General features: G+C 71.1%; 11 protein-coding genes. 4 read left to right on the top strand and 7 right to left on the bottom strand.

The window, feature by feature from the left end:
• The first annotated feature begins 471 nt into the window (after positions 1-471).
• Together OG570_RS29695 and OG570_RS29690 are read left to right on the top strand one after the other, a co-directional pair.
• A complete protein-coding gene (locus OG570_RS29695) occupies positions 472-6,186 on the top strand; it encodes an RHS repeat-associated core domain-containing protein (protein ID WP_326952430.1) in 5,715 nt (1,904 codons plus the stop codon).
• An 82-nt stretch (positions 6,187-6,268) separates the two neighbouring features.
• Complete coding sequence (locus tag OG570_RS29690; RefSeq protein WP_326950713.1) at positions 6,269-6,646, top strand: MerR family transcriptional regulator; 378 nt, start codon at positions 6,269-6,271, stop codon at positions 6,644-6,646.
• 19 nt (positions 6,647-6,665) lie between these two features.
• On the opposite strand, the gene OG570_RS29685 is transcribed toward OG570_RS29690, so the two are convergent.
• The 7 genes from OG570_RS29685 to OG570_RS29655 all read right to left on the bottom strand — a co-directional run bounded on the left by OG570_RS29685 (position 6,666) and on the right by OG570_RS29655 (position 12,442).
• Positions 6,666-7,139, bottom strand: coding sequence for an SRPBCC family protein (locus OG570_RS29685; protein ID WP_326952429.1), 474 nt, complete (start codon positions 7,137-7,139; stop codon positions 6,666-6,668).
• Positions 7,136-7,501, bottom strand: a complete 366-nt coding sequence (locus OG570_RS29680) for a hypothetical protein (protein WP_326952428.1) — start codon at positions 7,499-7,501, stop codon at positions 7,136-7,138. Before OG570_RS29680 ends, OG570_RS29685 begins: the two co-directional genes overlap by 4 nt.
• 68 nt (positions 7,502-7,569) lie before the next feature.
• A complete protein-coding gene (locus tag OG570_RS29675) occupies positions 7,570-8,814 on the bottom strand; it encodes an MFS transporter (protein WP_326952427.1) in 1,245 nt (414 codons plus the stop codon).
• Complete coding sequence (locus OG570_RS29670) at positions 8,811-9,443, bottom strand: DUF5825 family protein (RefSeq protein ID WP_326952426.1); 633 nt, start codon at positions 9,441-9,443, stop codon at positions 8,811-8,813. Before OG570_RS29670 ends, OG570_RS29675 begins: the two co-directional genes overlap by 4 nt.
• Before the next feature lie 11 nt (positions 9,444-9,454).
• Complete coding sequence (locus OG570_RS29665; RefSeq protein WP_326952425.1) at positions 9,455-11,314, bottom strand: RiPP maturation radical SAM C-methyltransferase; 1,860 nt, start codon at positions 11,312-11,314, stop codon at positions 9,455-9,457.
• Positions 11,315-11,358: 44 nt separating this feature from the next.
• Positions 11,359-11,559: a hypothetical protein gene (locus OG570_RS29660; RefSeq protein ID WP_326950719.1), complete on the bottom strand. Its 201-nt coding sequence runs from the start codon at positions 11,557-11,559 to the stop codon at positions 11,359-11,361.
• Between the two features lie 133 nt (positions 11,560-11,692).
• Positions 11,693-12,442 (bottom strand): SDR family oxidoreductase, encoded by a 750-nt coding sequence (locus OG570_RS29655; protein WP_326952424.1) that lies wholly within the window; start codon positions 12,440-12,442, stop codon positions 11,693-11,695.
• 144 nt (positions 12,443-12,586) lie between these two features.
• On the opposite strand from OG570_RS29655, the gene OG570_RS29650 reads away from it, so the two are divergent.
• Entirely contained in the window at positions 12,587-14,035 is a 1,449-nt protein-coding gene (locus tag OG570_RS29650) for an amino acid adenylation domain-containing protein (protein ID WP_326952423.1), read from the top strand.
• 154 nt (positions 14,036-14,189) lie between these two features.
• Positions 14,190-17,324, top strand: coding sequence for a LamG-like jellyroll fold domain-containing protein (locus tag OG570_RS29645; RefSeq protein ID WP_326952422.1), 3,135 nt, complete (start codon positions 14,190-14,192; stop codon positions 17,322-17,324).
• Positions 17,325-17,391: the final 67 nt, after the last annotated feature.

Genomic DNA, 17,391 nt, shown 5'->3' with positions numbered 1-17,391 from the left:
GATGACCGCCGCAACCCCCGGCATCCACCGTGACGACGTCGCGCACACAGGTGCCGCTGACGACTCTCGTGACCGGGCAGCGTCGATCCCCCACCGGGTGATCGTAGCGAGTCTTCACGGCCAACCGGGGGTGAACAGCGCGGAAACTGCGCGGAAGTCCGGCGGGAAGAGCCCGTTCGCACCAGCACGTTCCGTGACTTCGGATGTCGACGTCGATCGTGGCCGCACTGCTATTGCAGCGATTTCTCCTGCACGGAAATCTCGGCGCGAACACCCCCTGCAGCGTGACCGTGAGTGATCGGGAGCGCACGGGCGAGGTAGCGGCCCGTAGCCGCAATGTGACACTTACCCTTTTCAGTGCACAGGCTGCGATGTACCATCGGATTTGATCAAGCCGACGGAATCGGGGCCCGGACGGCACAATCTCCTGGACGGTGCGCCCGTCCACTCCCATGCCGAGGTGTCGGACCCATGAGGTCGGTAGTCGGCCGCGCGCTGCGCGGATTCTTCGTCGCCGTTGTGCTGGTCGCCGGCAGTGTGAGCACGGCCGGGGCGGTGACCGCGCCCGCCGACAGCCAGAAAGAGGCGGCGCGCACCCCGCTCGCCGACGTCGCCAAGACGCCGGAACCGCAGGTGCCGGACAAATCCTGGCAGGTCGACGGCAATGGCACGTTCACCGACGACATCGCGATCCGCGTCCCGGCCTTCCACAACATCACCCCGGAACTTTCGCTGGCCTACGATTCCTCCGCGCGCAACGGGCTGGCCGGGGTCGGCTGGACGCTCAACGGCCTGAGCGAGATCGAGCGGGCCGGCAGCGGCAAGGGCGCGCCCCGGTACGACGGCTCGGACGGCTACCTCCTGGACGGCGAGGAGCTCGTGCCCTGCGTAGCCGGCAGTGTGAGCCCGAGCTGCACCTCGGGTGGCACGCACTCGACCAAGAACGAGTCCTTCGGAAGGGTCGCGCTGACCGGCACCGGCGCCGCCAGCCGGTGGACCTTGACCGCGAAGGACGGCGTCAAGCGCGTCTACGCGCCGGTGCTGTCCGCCGCGACCGATCTCGTCTACCGGTGGGGCCTCAGCCAGGTCGTCGACACCAAGAACAACACGGTCTCCTACAACTGGGCGGTCAACCAGTTCGAGTGCTGCTGGGAGTACCTCGACTCGGTCACCTACAACCAGGCCACGATCAAGTTCCAGTACGAGAAGCGCACCGACACCGACCTCGAGGCGATGGGCAACGGCGGCCTCCGGACCGTCCAAGGGCGCATCAAAACCGTCGACGTGAGCGTGGCCGGCAGCCGGGTCCGCGCGTACAAGCTGACCTACGCCACCAGTGACGCGACAGGACGGTCGCTCCTGTCGGCCGTACAGCAGTTCGGCGCCGACGCCGTGCTGGACGCCACCGGCACCGTCACCGGCGGCACCGCGATGCCGGCCGTCTCGGCGACCTACCAGGCCGGCGCGCCCGCGTTCGTCTCCGGCAACGACAACAAGGCGTTCACCGGGAACAACAACACCGCCAAGAACTTCCCGATGGACATCAACGGCGACGGCAAGACCGACATGCTCGAGCTGTGGCCGAACTTCGGTTCCTACCAACGCAAGACGTGGCTCTCCAACGGCACCGACTTCACGCTCGCGTCGACGGAGGGCGCGACGTCGCTCAACCAGAACGCGCGTTACCTGCCCGGCGACTTCACCGGCGACGGGAAGTCCGACCTGCTGGAGTTCTCCCCCTCCGGCCTCGGCATGGCGCGGCAGCTGTGGGTGTCCACCGGCACCGGCTTCACAGCGGGCTCCACCGGCGCGGCCCAGGGCCGCAACGACGCGAACTCGCGCTTCCTCCCGATGGACGTCAACGGCGACGGCAAGACCGACGTCCTCGAGCTGTACTCCTGCGGCATCTTCCCCGTGAACTTCTGCCGCGCGACCTGGCTCTCGGACGGCACCACCTTCACCCTCGCCTCCAACGACGCCGGCATCGGGATGAGCGCGGACCGGCAGTTCGAGGCCGCCGACGTGAACGGTGACGGCAAGTCCGACTTCATCGAGCTGCTGCCCGCGCTCTTCGGCGCCGGTACCCGGCACATCTGGCTGTCCACCGGCACGGGCTTCGTCTCCGGGGCGACCGACGGCGGCATCTCCTGGAGCCAGCCGGACGCCGAGGGCGCGGGCAGCCGGTTCCTGATCATGGACGTCAACGACGACGACAAGGCCGACATGGTCGAGCTCTACCCGGCGTTCGGCACGTACACCCGCCGGACCTGGCTCTCCACCGGCTACGGCTACAAGCTGGGCGCCACCGACACGAGCATGAGCTACAGCACGGCGTCCAAGCAGCTCGTGATGGACGTCAACGGCGACCACCGGATGGACATGGTCACCCTCTCCCCCGGATTCCTGGGGGCCTCGACGAAGCGCGACATCTGGCTGTCCACCGGCACCGGCTTCGCGCCCGGCGCGAGCGACCCGACGATGGGGACCTACACCTGCAGCAAAGGCAACTGCACCGCCGACTTCCTCGAGATGGACGTCAACGGCGACATGCGCACGGAGATGGTGGAGCTCTACAACACCAACTTCGGCCTCAACAAGGGGCGCCACATCTGGAACATGGGTGGCGCGGCGACCGACGTGCTGACGTCCCGCACCAACGAGTGGGGCGCCAAGACGACGGTGAGCTACAAGCCGTCCTCCGCGTGGGCGAACACGAACAACCCGCCGCTGACCCAGACGGTGGCCGCGGTGACCGACGACGCCGGCCCGGGCGGCGCCGCGACCACGAACTACAGCTACTCGGGCGGGACCTACTACCACCCGGAGCGCACGTTCCTCGGGTTCCGCACGCAGCGGGAGACCAAGCCCTGCAACGCGGGCGAGACGGCGTGCCCGTACACCGACACGACCTTCCGGCAGGACCTCGCCGCGATCGGCCGGCCGGAGCGCGTCGAGAACCACGAAGGTGATGGCGCGCTGCTGAGCGCGACGGTCACCGAATACGCCACCAACGGCACGACCGTGCCGAGGACGGTGCTGCCGACCGGCACCTGGGAGTACGCGTACAGCGGCCGGAGCGCGGTCTGTCCCGGAGCGGACTGCAAGCGCACCCACACGAGCCTGGCGTACAACGCCTACGGCGAGGTGGTGACCCGGATCGAGCACGGCGACGAAGAGCAGCCGGGCGACGAGCGCACGACGGTGACCACGTTCGTGCCCAACACGGCCGCCTACATCGTGGACAAACCCGCCGCGGTGAAGGTCGTCGCCGGCGTCGGCGCCGGTGGGACCAGGCTCAGCGAAACCCGCACCGGCTACGACGGCGTGAAAGCCTGGGACCAGGCCCCGGCGGCCGGCTTCGAGACGACGTCCGCGCGGTGGCTCTCGACCACGGACACGTTCGTCGAGACCGGCAAGGAGTACGACGCCTGGGGCAACCTCACCGCGGAGATCGACCCGGTCGGCGCGCGCACCACCCTCGGCTACGACCCGGCCTACCACGTGTTCCAGACCTCGGAGACCAACGCGCTGTCCCAGACGGTCGACGCGACGTGGGACGCCGGCTGCGGCACGCCGACCCGGGTGAACGACCTCAACAAGCAGCCGACCACGCTCACCTACGACCCGCTGTGCCGGGTGGTCGAGACCACTCAGCCCGGCGGCAAGTTCGAACGCCACCAGTGGGTGAACGTCGGCGATCCGGCCGGGCAGTACGAGCAGGTCGAGAAGCCGGCCGCGGACGGCACGAGCGCTCCGCAGTGGAGCCGCCGCTACGTCGACGGTCTGCAGCGCCCGTACCGCACCGCGGCGAAGGGCCCGGACGCCGCGACCGGCGACATCTACGTCGACACGGCGTACAACGCCCGCGGCCAGGTCGCGTCGAAGACCGCGCCCTACTACCGCGTGGCGGGTCAGGCGCAGCCGGCGACCTACGCGACGACCACCGCCTACGACGGACTCGACCGGTCGACCAGGACCACGCTGCCGGACGGCGCGACCCAGACCGAGAGCTACGGCCCGTGGTCGACCACCACCACCGACGAGAGCGGCCACACCACGACCGACCGCACGGACGCGTACGGCAAGCGCGTCGAGCGCCAGCAGGTGGTCGGCGGCCAGCCCAGTACCGCGCGGTACGTCTACGACCTTCGCGGCAACCTCGCGCAGTCGACCGACCCGGCCGGGTACGTCATCACCTACACCACCGACTCGTTCGGCCGGCAGACGAAGGTGGCGGATCCGGACAAGGGCGCCACCACCTACGAGTGGGACGCCGCCGGCCGGGCGACCGCGCAGACCGACGCGAACAACCACCGCACGACCTTCACCAACGACCTGCTGGGGCGCGAGACCAGCAAGACGTCCGACGCGGGCACCGCTTCCGCCGCAACGGTTTCCTGGACCTACGACCAGGTCCAAGACGGCTACTACAACGTCGGCAAGGTCACCTCGAACGCCGACGCGGCCGGCACCAGGACGTTCGGCTACGACGCACTCGGCCACGTCGTCAAGACGGTGCGCACCGTGGGCGGCACGGCCTACGAGTTCCGGTACGGCTTCGACACGGGCGACCGGAAGCTGTGGACCACCTACCCCGACGGTGACACGCAGGGCACCGCGGCGGCGCCGCTGCGCTACGACAGCGCGGGCCGGCTCGCGGCGATCCCCGGCTACGTCACCTCGGCGACCTACAACGCCGACGGCAAGGTGACCACGATCGCCAACGCCAACGGCACCGTGACCACCCGCCCGCACGACGGCGCCCGCGGCTGGCTCACCGGCATCAAGACGACGTCGGGCGCCGACGTCGTCCAGGACAACGCGTTCACCCGCGACGCGAGCGGCAAGATCACGAAGGTCACCAGCCCGTTCCCCGACGAGAGCTGGACCTACGCCTACGACGAGGCCGACCAGCTCACCAGCGCGACCGCGGACGCCGGCACGGCGAACAACCAGTCCGTGTCCTACGACGCGGCCGGCAACATCGCCGGGAACTCCCGGACCGGGGACTACACCTACGACCCGGCGCACCCGCACGCGGTGAGAACCGCCGGCTCGAACAGCTACACCTACGACGCGGCGGGCAACATGACCTCCGGGGCCGGCCGCACCCTGACCTGGAACGGTGACGGCCTGCTGGCCTCGGTCGTCAAGAACGGCGTCACCGCCACCTTCACCTACGACGCCGACGGCGCCCGCCTCCAGCAGGTCGAGGGCAGCTCCACGCGCCGCTACCTCGGTGCCGACTACGAGGTCGACGTCACCGCCGGCACGACCACCAAGTACATCTCGATCGACGGAACGCCCGTGGCCCGGGTCGACGGCGGGACGAAGTACTGGGTGCACACCGACGTCCAGGGCTCGATCCAGGCCGAGACCAACGCCGCCGGCGTCGAGGTCCACCGCAAGAAGTACCGGCCCTTCGGCGAGGTCCTGTCGACCGGCGGGTCGCTGCCCTTCGAGTCGCGCGGCTTCACCGCCGAACGCCAGGACTCGACCGGGCTGGTGTACCTCAACGCCCGCTACTACGACCCGCAGCTGGGCCGGTTCATCTCGCCCGACCCCACCATCGACGGCGAGGACACCGTCGGCCTCAACCGGTACGCCTACGCCGCGAACGACCCGGTGAACCAGACCGACCACACCGGCCTCTCGTGCCAGACGTCCGCCGGCAAGAAGTGCGACGCCAAGGACGAGGTGAAGATCAGCCGGTCGGAGATCATCGACCGCGCGCAGAACTGGGTCGATCACAAGCCCGGGCCGTACTACGACCCGGAGAACCTCGCACCCGGTGACACCGGTTTCTCACCCGGACCGGGCGACGGGCGCTCGTACCGCCGCGACTGCTCCGGTTACGTCTCGATGGCGTGGCACCTCAGCTGGAGCGCGAGCACCTGGACCCTGCCGGACTACTCACACGAGATCAGCCGCGACGACCTCAGGCCCGGAGACATCCTCAACTCGGCCGAGCACCACGTGGTCCTCTTCCACCGGTGGATCGACAACAAGGGGAACTTCGAGTACTACTCGTTCGGCTCCACTCCGGTGAAGCACAGCACGGCCAACATCAACGATCGGACCCTGGACAGTCACCCGAACAGCGAGTACCGGGCGTGGCGCTACGACAACGTCATCGAGGACGATCCCACCGTCCAGGCTCCCGTCGCCCACTCGCCGTTCTCCTAGTACCGTGACGCGGTCCGGCTAAGATCCGTCATCACGGTCAGAGGAGAACCTTCCTGTCACTGGTCACCACCGGGAGGACGTCGTGCGGATCGGCGAACTGGCGGCACAAGCCGGGGTGAGTGTGCGGTCCCTGCGCTACTACGAACAGCAGGGGCTGCTCACCAGCACCCGCAGCAGCAGCGGGCAACGGCACTACACGGACGGCGAAATCGAGCGGGTGGCCTTCATCCAGCGCCTGTTCGACGCCGGCCTGTCCAGCCGCACGATCGCCGAGCTGCTGCCCTGCGTCGAGTCCCCCAGCGAGGGCAACTCGGACGCCGCGTTCGCGCGGATGCAGCAGGAACGCGACCGGCTGACCCAGCACATCGCCGACCTCGTCCACACCCGTGACTCGCTCGACGGGCTCCTCGCCGCGAACCGGGCCCACCGCGCGTCGTTCCGGGCGGCGGTCGGCGGCTGACGCGGTCCGCCGGCCGCGCTCAGTGCGATTCGACGAGCGCGGCCATCCGGTCGAGGGTGCGGCGCATGGCCCCACGCGCCGCCCAGCGCCCCAGCGTGACGACCACCCGCAGCGGCTCTTCGCTCAGGTCCCAGCTCTCCCGGACCAGCGTGCCGTCGCCGTCCGGCTCGAACTCGTAACGCCAGATCCGGCCGCCGAACACCAGGCGCCACTTGACGGAGTCCTCGTGCGGCCGGCTCTGCCAGGCGAACCGCCGGCCGGGCACGGCCTCGATCACCGTGCTCGTCATGACGTACTTGCCGCGGAGGTCCATCCTCATGCCGAAGTGGTCGCCGAGACGCAGCGGCCGCACGGGTGAGCTGATGTCGATCGGCTCGACCAAGGAGCCGGACCCGTCGATGTCCTTGTGCCGCAACGGATCGGCGACCACCGCGTACATCCGGTCCGCGGGGGCGACGATGCGGCGTTCGACGGACACGACCCAGCGGCTCATGCCGCCACCCTATCCGCCGCCGGCGGGGACCGGCGGGCGTGGAGCGCGAGCACGAGGTTCGCGCCCAGCGCGGCGCCGAGGATCCCGAGCACCGGGACGACGAGCCCGGACCCGGCCAGCGACAGCAGCCACGCCCCCGCAAGCGCACCGGCGACCGCGGCACCGGTGACCCGGCCGCGGATTCCCTGGGTGGCGAGGTACGCGCCGAGCCCGATCAGCAGTCCGGCGCCGGGCACCACCACGAGCGGGCCGGCGATGGACCAGGAGGGCGCGAGGGACCAGGCGAACAGGACCCCCAGGAACCAGCCACCGAGGCCCAGCGGCAGCACGATCAGCGCCCGGCCCCACCGGCTCAGCGGCACCGCCGCGAAGTCGACCGGACGCCGGTCGAACTGCGAACTGTCGACGCGGCCGGTGTCGAAGAAGGTGGTCAGCAGTCAAGGCGCCGGGCGGACCAGGCGGCGGGCACGATCGCGATGAGGATCCCGGCGACGGCGATCGTCAGGGTCGCGCGCGTGCCCACCGATTCGGCGAAGATTCCGGCGGCCAGTGCGCCCAGGGGCATGGTTCCCCAGATGAGCACGCGCATGCTCGTGTGGACGCGGCCGCGCAGGGCGTCCGGGGTCAGGTGCTGGCGGCGGGTCATCACGATCACGTTGTAGGTCGTGCCGCCGGCGGCGTGGATGACGATTCCCGTTGCGGCCAAGGCCAAGCCGAGCGGGCCCGGCTGGGCGAGCGGGAGCAGCAGGTGGGGTGGCCACGTCAGCACCGGCACCAGCCAGTTGGCGCGAGCCGCCCCGAGGCGGCGGGTCCAGCGGCCGGTCGTCGCGGCGCCGATGACGCTGCCCACGCCCGACAGGGCCAGCAGCACGCCCGCGCCCGCCGCGTCCAGGTGCAGGTCGTGCGTGAAGAACAGGATCTCCATGGACATGATGCCGGCGGTGAAGAACGCGGCGACGGAACTCGCGATGGCCAGCGGGCGGAGCTGGCGGTGGCGCACGATGTAGCGGAGGCCCTCGGCGATCTCGGTGCGCAGCCGCACCTTCCGCGGCCGCGGCGGGATCGGCGGCACGGTGGCCCGGACGCGCGACAGGAGTGCGGCCGAAGCCAGGTAGCCCGCCCCGGTGAGCACCAGACCGGACGCGGCCCCGATCACGCGCGTGATCAGGCCGCCGATGCCGGGCCCGGCGGCCGCGGCGACCGACAGGGTGATCTGCAGGCGCGCGTAGCCGGTTTCCAGGTTCTCCAGCCCGATCACCACCGGCAGGTACGCCTGGTAGGCGGCGTCGAAGAACACGGTCGCGACGCCGACGAGCACCGCCGTGACGAGCAGCTGCCCGAAGTCCAGCACCCCGGTCCAGCCCGCGACCGGAAGCCCGAAGAACAGCAGGGCCCGGACGACGTCGGCGCCGACGAGCACCGCGCGGCGGTGGCGGGTCCGGTCGATCCAGGCACCGGCGGGCAGGCCGATGACCAGGAACGCCACGGTTTCCGCCGCGGTGAGCAGGCCCATCTGCAGTGGCGTGGCGCCGAGGGTGGTCGCGGCGAGCAGGGGCACCAGCGCGGTCGCGGCGGCGGTACCCAGCTGGGAGGCGGCGTCCGCGGTCCACAGGAACCGGAACGCGCGGTGCCCGCGCAGCCCGGCCGTCGACGTGTCCGGCGAGGCGTCGGTCACGGGCCCGGCCGCACCGACGGGACCGCCCGGCCGGGCGGCGGACGCCGATCCGCGTGGTAGGGCAGCACGACGGCGTACCCGTCGTCCAGCCGCAGGGCGAGCTGGTGCGCCGCCAGCTGGTCGACGAGGTCCGCCGCCGCCCCGCCGGCCGGCGGCCGGTCCGTGCCGGCCAGGGTCCGGAACGCGCCGACCCAGCCGGCTTCGACGTGGACGCGGTTGATCGGGCCGCCCGGGCGGGTGTCGTGGATGAGGACGAACCCCGGGCCGTACCGGTAGGTGCAGCTGCCGACGTCGTGAGCGGCCCGCCAGCGGCGCCCGGGCTCCCCGCCGTCCCGTGGTGGCGGCAGGTGGCACAACGCGCGTTCAAGAGTGTTGTCCGGCAACGGTTCCCGCAAGGTCCAGTCTACCGGGACGAACGCCGCCGCGGCGGTGGCGAGCAAGCGCACCATCGTCGCGTCGCGGTGCGCGGACTCGCCGAAGGCGAACGGCTCCGGCAGCCGCAGCCGCTGCGCACTCGCGGCCAGTCCGGCCACGACGCGCAGGGCGCCACCGGGATCGGCGTCGATCCGGCCGAAGCCGAGGTCGACCGCCTCGGGCCACGCCGGGTGCGGAGCGGACAGGGTACGCATGTGGCTCCTCCTCAGGCGGACGGCGTGAGCACCGACAACGGCAAGTGGGCCTTCCCCGCCACAGCAGGCGAAGTGGCCAGGGTGATCCACAAGTCGCCGTCGGTGAAGACCAGGCCGGCCTCCCCGAGCCGGCGAAGCCAGTGGTCGAAGTCGTCCGGATCCCAGTCGTGGTGCTGTTCGTGGTTCAGGTCGGCGAGGACCCGGAGCGGGGCGCGGCCGGTTTCCAGCGCTCGCCAGGCCGCGATCTCCCGCGGGTGCTCGAGCACGTGGTCGACCGGCGCCCAGCCGTGGCGCCGGTCCCGGATCACCACGACGTCGCCGAGGGTGCGGGCGATCAGCGCACTCCCCGCGTAGCCCGCGGTCCACGCGGCCAGCGCGTCGACCAGCGGCCCGACCTCCTCGGCCGTGAGTCCCTGGTCCGGGGTGTCGAAGGAGTAGACGAGCTCGGCGAGCCGCGCCGGGTCGTCGATGTCGTGGACGAGGCGCGACCCCGCCGCCGGGTGACGCTCGGTGAAGCCCTGGCGCGGGTCGTCGAAGTTCGGCGAAAACCGTTGCAGGGCAATCCGTGCCGCACCACTGGGCGGTTGCAGGTGTACCAGGGCGGGCAGCTGGGCCACGACCGCGGCGTAGTCCGCCGCGCGTTCGCCCGGAAACCCGTACAACCAGTTCCAGGCGACGGTGAGCCCGGCGGAGGCGCCGTCACGCAGCATCCGCACGTTGTGTGCCCCGCGGACGCCCTTGCGCATCCGGCGCAGCACGTCGTCGACCAGGCTCTCGACGCCGGGCTGGACGTCCCACACCCCGGCCGCCCGCAGCGCGGCCACGTCCTCGATCCGCGCGTTGGCCTTGATCTCGTAGTGGATGCGCAGGTCGTGGCCGGCGCCGGCCAGCGCCGGCAGCGCCGACCGGTAGAACTCGTTCGGCAGGATGTTGTCGATCGTGGTGACGTCGAGGATCCGGTGCCGGCGCACCAGCCCGAGCACTTCGTCCACAAAGGACTCGGCGGGCTTGGCCCGGTAGGTCATCGCGGTGCCGTTGAGGCCGCAGAAGACGCAGTGGTGTTTCGCGCCCCACCAGCAGCCGCGGGAGGACTCCACGACCAGCTCCGGTTCGACGCGGGCCGCGACGGAAGCGGGAACGGCGGCGAACCAGTCGTCGTAGTCCGGTGTCGTGATCGACGCCGGCGGGACCAGCCGGGACGGGGCCGGACTGACCCGGGTGGCGCCGTCATCGGCCCGCCAGCACAGCTGGGGCACGTCGTCGAGGCCGTCACGGGTTCCGGTCGCGTCGCAGCCGGCGAGCGCCCGCAGCAGTTTCGGGAAGTTCACGTCGGCCTCGCCGCGCAGGACGTAGTCGACGAACGGGTACTCCCGGTGCAGCGCCACGCCCATCGGGCCGTCGGTCGAGTAGCCGCCGATCAGGATCCGCACGTCGGGTCGCCGGTCCTTGATCCGCCGGGCCACCGCGAGGCTGGCGATGGTCTGGCTGAAGGTCGCGCTGAAGCCGACCAGTTCCGGCTCGCGGTCGAGAATGGCGTCGGCGGCCTGATCGGTGAATTCGTCCGCGAGGTCGCGAACCGCCGCGGCGACGCGGAAGGGCAGGCCGGCGCGGCGGGCCAGATCCCGCATGCCCGCATAACCGAAACCGGGTCCGTTGAGCGCGCCCGCGAAGATCCATTCGCCGAGCGAATGGTGGAACCCGGTGTCCGCCATTTCCGCGTAATCGCCCACGGTCAGACCGGCGCGCAGCATCATTTCGGCGAAGGCGAGACTGCCGTGGTAGGAAACCGGGACCGGAAGTCCCTCCCGCGCGCAGGCCGCGCGCAGTACGCCGAGTGCGAGGGAGGGACGGTGCAGCGAGTGCCACGGCATCGACACCAGGCAGGTGCGGGGCGTCGGACCGCTGGTTCGGCCGGTCAGCGCGGTTTCGCGGCGTCGGCTTTTCCGGCTTCGTTGTACATGGTCACGCCGCGGCCGGTGCCGGCGTGCTCGTCCCGTTCGGCCAGGTGTGTCACGGTGAGCGCGGACGCCGGAGCGGCGGTAGGCCGAATGCCGCGGCCGGCATCGGAACGCTCGTCGGTTTCCGCGAGATTCGTCATCGTGGGCGTGGATTTCATCTTTCCCCCTCGTTTCGACGCGAATTTCGAAACTTGGTGACGCACCGGCGGGGTCGTCCGCCGGCCGCCTCGAAACTACAGGGTAAATCCCGCGAGCCTCGTCGGTAAAGCGTTTCCTCGGCTACGGATCGGGTCAGCCGCCGGAGACCAGCGCGGCGGCCTCGGGGCTGTGGAGCCATTCGGTGTAGCTCGGCCCGAGGATGGTCGCGCCCGCCCGGGGCAGGAGGCCGTCCGCGGCGATGCCGGTCACGGTGTGCTCGTCGGTCCGCAGCTCCACCCGCAGGTCGAAGTGGTCGACGAAGGCACGGGCGAGGTCGAGCACCTCGGCCGGGTCCGGGCCGGCGATGTCAGGCGTGCGGCCCCGCGCGGGACGCTCGGCGACCTCGACGAGCGCCGCGGCCACCGCCGTCGCGGCCACGGTCTGCACGCGCAGGTCGAACACCGTGGCGTGGTCGCCGTCGCGGGTCCGGCCCACGAGCTGCCCGGGAAACTCGTGGAAGTGGGTCGCGCGCACGATCGTGGCGGGAACCGGCCCCGCACCGGCCGCGCGCTCGTGCGCCTCCTTCGCGCGGAAGTAGCCGAACCCGGTGTCGTCGATCCCCACGACCGACAGGGTCACGATGTGCCGCACCCCCCGCTCGGCGCCGACGCGCTGCAGGGTGGCCGCGGCAGCGGTGAAGAACCGCGTGGCCGGCTCTTCGTCCAGGGACGTGGCGTTGCTGACGTCGACCACGGCGTCGATGCCGTCCAGCGCGGCGCTCAGCCCGGCTCCGTCCAGGAGGTCGACGCCGGCCAGCACCGTCACCGTGTGGCCGCGCCCGCGAGCCGCCTCGACGACGTGCGGGCCGACCAGCTCGTCCGCTCCGGCCACGGCGATGCGCACACTCTCCCCCGTCCTGTGCATGGTCCAAGGCGTGCCGGACCGACGGTAGACAGCGGCGCCGGACGGCGCAACGACGGCCGGCCGCCACGCTGCGAGCGGGCGGAAGGTCCCGCACGATGAGTGCAGGACCGTCTGGGGAGACACATGGAACGCTTGCTCGACCTCTTCGCGGCCAGGGTCGCCGAGAGCCCTGACGCGACCGCGCTCGTCTTCGCGGGTGAGTGCATGTCCTTCGCACAGCTCGACCGCGAGGCCAACCGCGTCGCCCACTACGTCGCCGGGCGGGGCCTGGGGCCCGAGGACCTGGTGGGGCTGCGGATGGACCGCGGGTTCGAGATGGCGGTCGGCGTGCTCGGCGTCCTCAAAGCCGGTGCGGCCTGCCTGCCGCTCGATCCCGTGTACCCGTCCGACCTCGTGGCCTGGATGGGCGCGGACGCGGGCGTCTCGCTCGTGCTCACCAACACCACCGAGGTCGCGGCCGACGTCCGGCTCGGCGACGCCGTGGCCGGACAGCCCGACCACGCCCCCGGCGTCGAGCTCCGGCCCGAGAACCTCGCCTACGTCATGTACACCTCGGGCTCGTCGGGCAAGCCCAAGCCGGTGGGCGTCGAGCACCGCCACCTCGAGCACGTCTTCGCGGCGTGGGACGAGCTGTTCCGGCTGCGCGAGGAGCCGCTGACCTTCGTCTCCGTCATCGGGATCGGCGTCGACCTCTTCTTCGCCGACCTGCTGCGCTCGGTGTTCGCGGGCGGGACGATGGTCATCGCGACGCGCGAGGCGGTGGCCGACCCGGCCGAGCTGCTCGCCGAGTTCCGCCGCCACGGCGGCGACGCGACCGAACTGGTGCCCGCCCAGGCGAAGGCGCTCGGCCGCGCGGGTGAGCTGCCCGTCATGCGCCTGATGTCGGTCGGCTCGGAGGGGTGGCCCGCGGCCGACTTCCGCGAGCTCGCCGGGCGGCTGCACCCGGGCTCGGTGGTGCTCAACGCCTACGGCCTCACCGAGACCACCGTGGACTCCCTCCTGCTGCGCCCGGACGTCGACGTGCTCGGCGACACCGCGGTCGTGCCGCTCGGCACGCCGATCCCCCGCGTCCACACCCACGTCCTCGACGATCGGCTCGAGCCGGTCGAGCCGGGCGGGATCGGCGAGCTCTACATCGGCGGCGCGGGCGTGGCCCGCGGCTACCGCGACCGGCCCGCGCAGACCGCGTCGCTGTTCGTCGCCGACCCGTGCACCGCGGGGGCGCGGATGTACCGCACCGGCGACGTCGTGCGGACCCGCGCCGACGGCAACCTCGACTACCTCGGGCGAAACACCGACCAGATCGCGCAGCCGGGCCCGCGGGTGGAGCTCGCCGCGATCGAGGACGCGCTGCTGCGGGAGCCGGGGGTCGTCCGCGCCGCCGCCGCCCTGCGTGACGGGCGGGTGATCGGCTACGTCGTGGGCCCCGCCGAGGCCGGGCACCTGCGGTCCGCGCTCGCCGGGCGGCTGCCCGCGCACCTGGTCCCGCACCGGGTGCTCGTCCTCGACCGGATGCCGCTGCTGCCCAACGGGAAGCTGAACCGCCGCGAGCTGCCCACGCCCGAAGGCTGACGTCGTCGTCCGTCCCGGCAGGCGACCCGTGCTCCCGGCATCGGCACTCGGCCCTCAAGATACCGACATTCGGCGGTAGATAGACGTCCGACTTGTCTGCTTCGATTCTCCCAGATCGTTTTACAACGTTGTAAAAATGAAGGGGATCTCGCCGATGAGAAGAGCCGCTTCCGTCCTCCTCGCCTTGCTGGTGGCGCTGGGCGTGGCGTCGGGAACGCCGCCCGCAGGTGCCGCCGAGCCCGTGCACGGCCTGAAGGCCGAGTACTTCACGCCGTCGTCGCCGGACGCGCACGACTTCGCCGACCTGGCCGGCACCGCGCTCGACTCGGAGGTCGACCACCCGGACCTGACCTCGGTCTTCGGGTTGGTCACCGGGCGCACGGAGCACACGACCGCCCGGTGGACCGGGCAGATCGCCGTGCCGCAGACCGGCGACTACACCTTCTACGCCATCGGCGACAACGGGTTCCGGCTGTTCATCGACGGCGCCCCGGTGATCGACCACTGGGTCGGCGACTGGGACACCGAGCAGACCGGCGCGCCGGTCACGCTGACCGCCGGCAAGCAGTACGACTTCAAGCTGGAGATGTTCCAGGACACCGGCGGCGCCAACATGTTCCTGCGCTGGTCGAGCGCGGCCATCGCGAAGCAGATCGTGCCGCTGTCGGCGTTCACGCCGCCGGCCGGCTACCAGGTCGTGCCGCGCACGGCGGAGGTGTCCCAGGACGGCCGCACGCTCACGGCCGGCTTCGACGGCCGCGTCTCGGGCTCGAACGACTTGAAGGACCATCTGCGGATCGACGTCGACGCGACGCCGATGCCGGTCTCGTCCATCACGGCGAACCGCGACCGGGTCACGATCCGGCTGGCCGAGAGGGTCCTGAAGGGCCAGCGAGTCAGCGTCTACTACGACGGCGCCGGCGCGCTCGCGGTGAACGGCACGAAGATCGGCAAGGTCATCCGCAGTGCCGCGAACACGTCGACGGAACGGCTCCGGACGACGTGGGGCGAGAACGTCGACACGCGCCACCCGCTGCCGGAGTACCCGCGGCCGCAGCTCGAGCGCGACAAGTGGGTCAACCTCAACGGCCCGTGGGAGTTCTCGGCCGCCCAGGAGGGCCAGCAGCCCACGTTCGGCAAGCGGCTGCCCGAGAAGGTGGTCGTGCCCTACCCGATCGAGTCGCAGCTCTCCGGGCTCGAACGGCACGAGGACCACATGTTCTACCGCCGCACGATCACCGTCCCGCGCGACTGGAAGATCGGCGGCGGGCAGCGTCTCAAGCTCAACTTCGGCGCGGTCGACTACCAGGCCAAGGTCTGGGTGAACGGCAAGGTCGTCGCCGAGCACACCGGCGGTTACACGGCGTTCAGCGCCGACATCACCGACGCGCTCAAGCGCGGTGACGAGCAGGAGATCGTCGTCGCGGTCACCGACACGACCGGCCCGTACCAGCCCAAGGGCAAGCAGTCCCCCAACCCCGGCGGCATCTTCTACACCCCGTCGTCGGGCATCTGGCAGACCGTGTGGCTGGAGCCGGTGGCGGACAAGGGCATCGACGAGATCAAGACGACTCCCGACCTGACCACCAGCTCGCTGGCGCTCAACGTCAAGTCCGCGGGCAACGCCACCGTCACGGCGGTCGCCAAGGACGCGCGCGGCCGGCAGGTCGGCACGGTCACCGGACCGGCGAACGCGAACCTGAAGCTGGCCGTGCCGAACCCGCACCTGTGGACGCCGGACGACCCGTACCTGTACCAGCTGGAGATCAAGCTGGGCGGCGACAAGGTCAAGAGCTACTTCGGCATGCGGTCCACCGGCATCACGAACGTCGGCGGCGTCCCCAAGCTGACGCTCAACGGCAAGCCGTACTTCTCCCTGATGCAGCTGGACCAGGGCTTCTACCCGGACGGCCTGAACACCGCGCCGAGCGACGACGCCCTCGTCTTCGACCTGAAGGCGCAGAAGGACCTCGGCTTCAACGCCGTCCGCAAGCACATCAAGGTCGAGCCGGCCCGCTGGTACTACCACGCGGATCAGCTCGGGCTGCTGGTCTGGCAGGACTTCGTGTCCCTCGACGACGGCAACAACCCCGCGGCGCAGCAGGCGTGGCTCAGCCAGGGCCTCGAAGAGATGCACCAGCTGCAGAACTACCCGTCGGTCTACGCCTGGGTCGTGTTCAACGAGGGCTGGGGCGAATGGGACAAGACGGCCACCGGCCGGATCGCCGACCAGGTCAAGGCGGCCGACCCGAGCCGGATCGTCAACGCCCACAGCGGGGTGAACTGCTGCGCGTCCAAGGGCGACTCGGGCCGCGGTGACGTCATCGACCACCACGACTACAACAACACCGACCCGGCCGCCTCGGACGGCAGACGCGTCGCGATGGACGGCGAGCACGGCGGCTTCACGCTGCGCACGCCGGGTCACCAGTGGCCGGGCGCGCCGATCGCGATCTACAGCGGCGTGGCGGACAAGGCGGCGCTGACGGCGAAGTACGTCGACAACACCCGCACGTTCTACCTCGGGCAGGCCAGGGCCGAGCTGTCGGCCTCGGTCTACACGCAGGTCACCGACCTGGAAGGCGAGCTCAACGGGCTCTGGACCTACGACCGCAAGCGCCTCAAGGTCGACCCCGGTCCCGTCCGCGAGATCAACCGGCGCGTGATCGAGGCCGGCGCCAACGCGGGCAAGCCTTATCCCTACGCGGGCAAGGGCGAGTGGAACCTCGACGAGCGCAAGGGAACGACCGCGAAGGACTCGAGCGGCGGCAACAACCCGCTGACGCTCACCCCGACCGGGGTGGCGTTCAAGGACGGCGCGCTGCAGTTCACCGGCGGCTCCGCCGACACCTACGGCCCGGTCGTCGACACGACCGGTGACTACACCGTGTCCGCGAAGGTGCGGCTCGACGAGCTGCCCGGCAACTACGCGACCGCGGTGAGCCAGGACGGCCGGGAGCGGGAAAGCCCGTTCTACCTGCAGTACGGGCAGGGCGCGTTCGCGTTCAGCACGCCCGGCGGCAACCGGGCCCGGTACGACGTCGTGCCGGAGATCGGCCGCTGGTACGAGCTCACGGGAGTGCGGGCCGGCAACGAGATCCGGCTCTACGTGGACGGCGTGCAGGTCGCGACGGCCCCGGCCGGACCGGCCGTCGCCGGCACCGGCGCGTTCACGCTCGGACGAGCCAAGTACAACGGCGGCAACACCGACTTCTGGCGCGGTGCGGTCGACGACGTCCACGTGGTCGGCAAGGCGCTGACGGACGCGGAGGTGGGCCTGCTCTCTTGATGCCTCCGGTGTCTTGAACCAGCGACGCGGGTGCCGCGCTCTCCATCGCGGCACCCGCGCCCGCTCG

Source organism: Amycolatopsis sp. NBC_01286, assembly GCF_035982555.1.
Classification (GTDB): Bacteria; Actinomycetota; Actinomycetes; order Mycobacteriales; family Pseudonocardiaceae; genus Amycolatopsis.
This window is presented reverse-complemented; position numbering and strand designations above follow the sequence as displayed.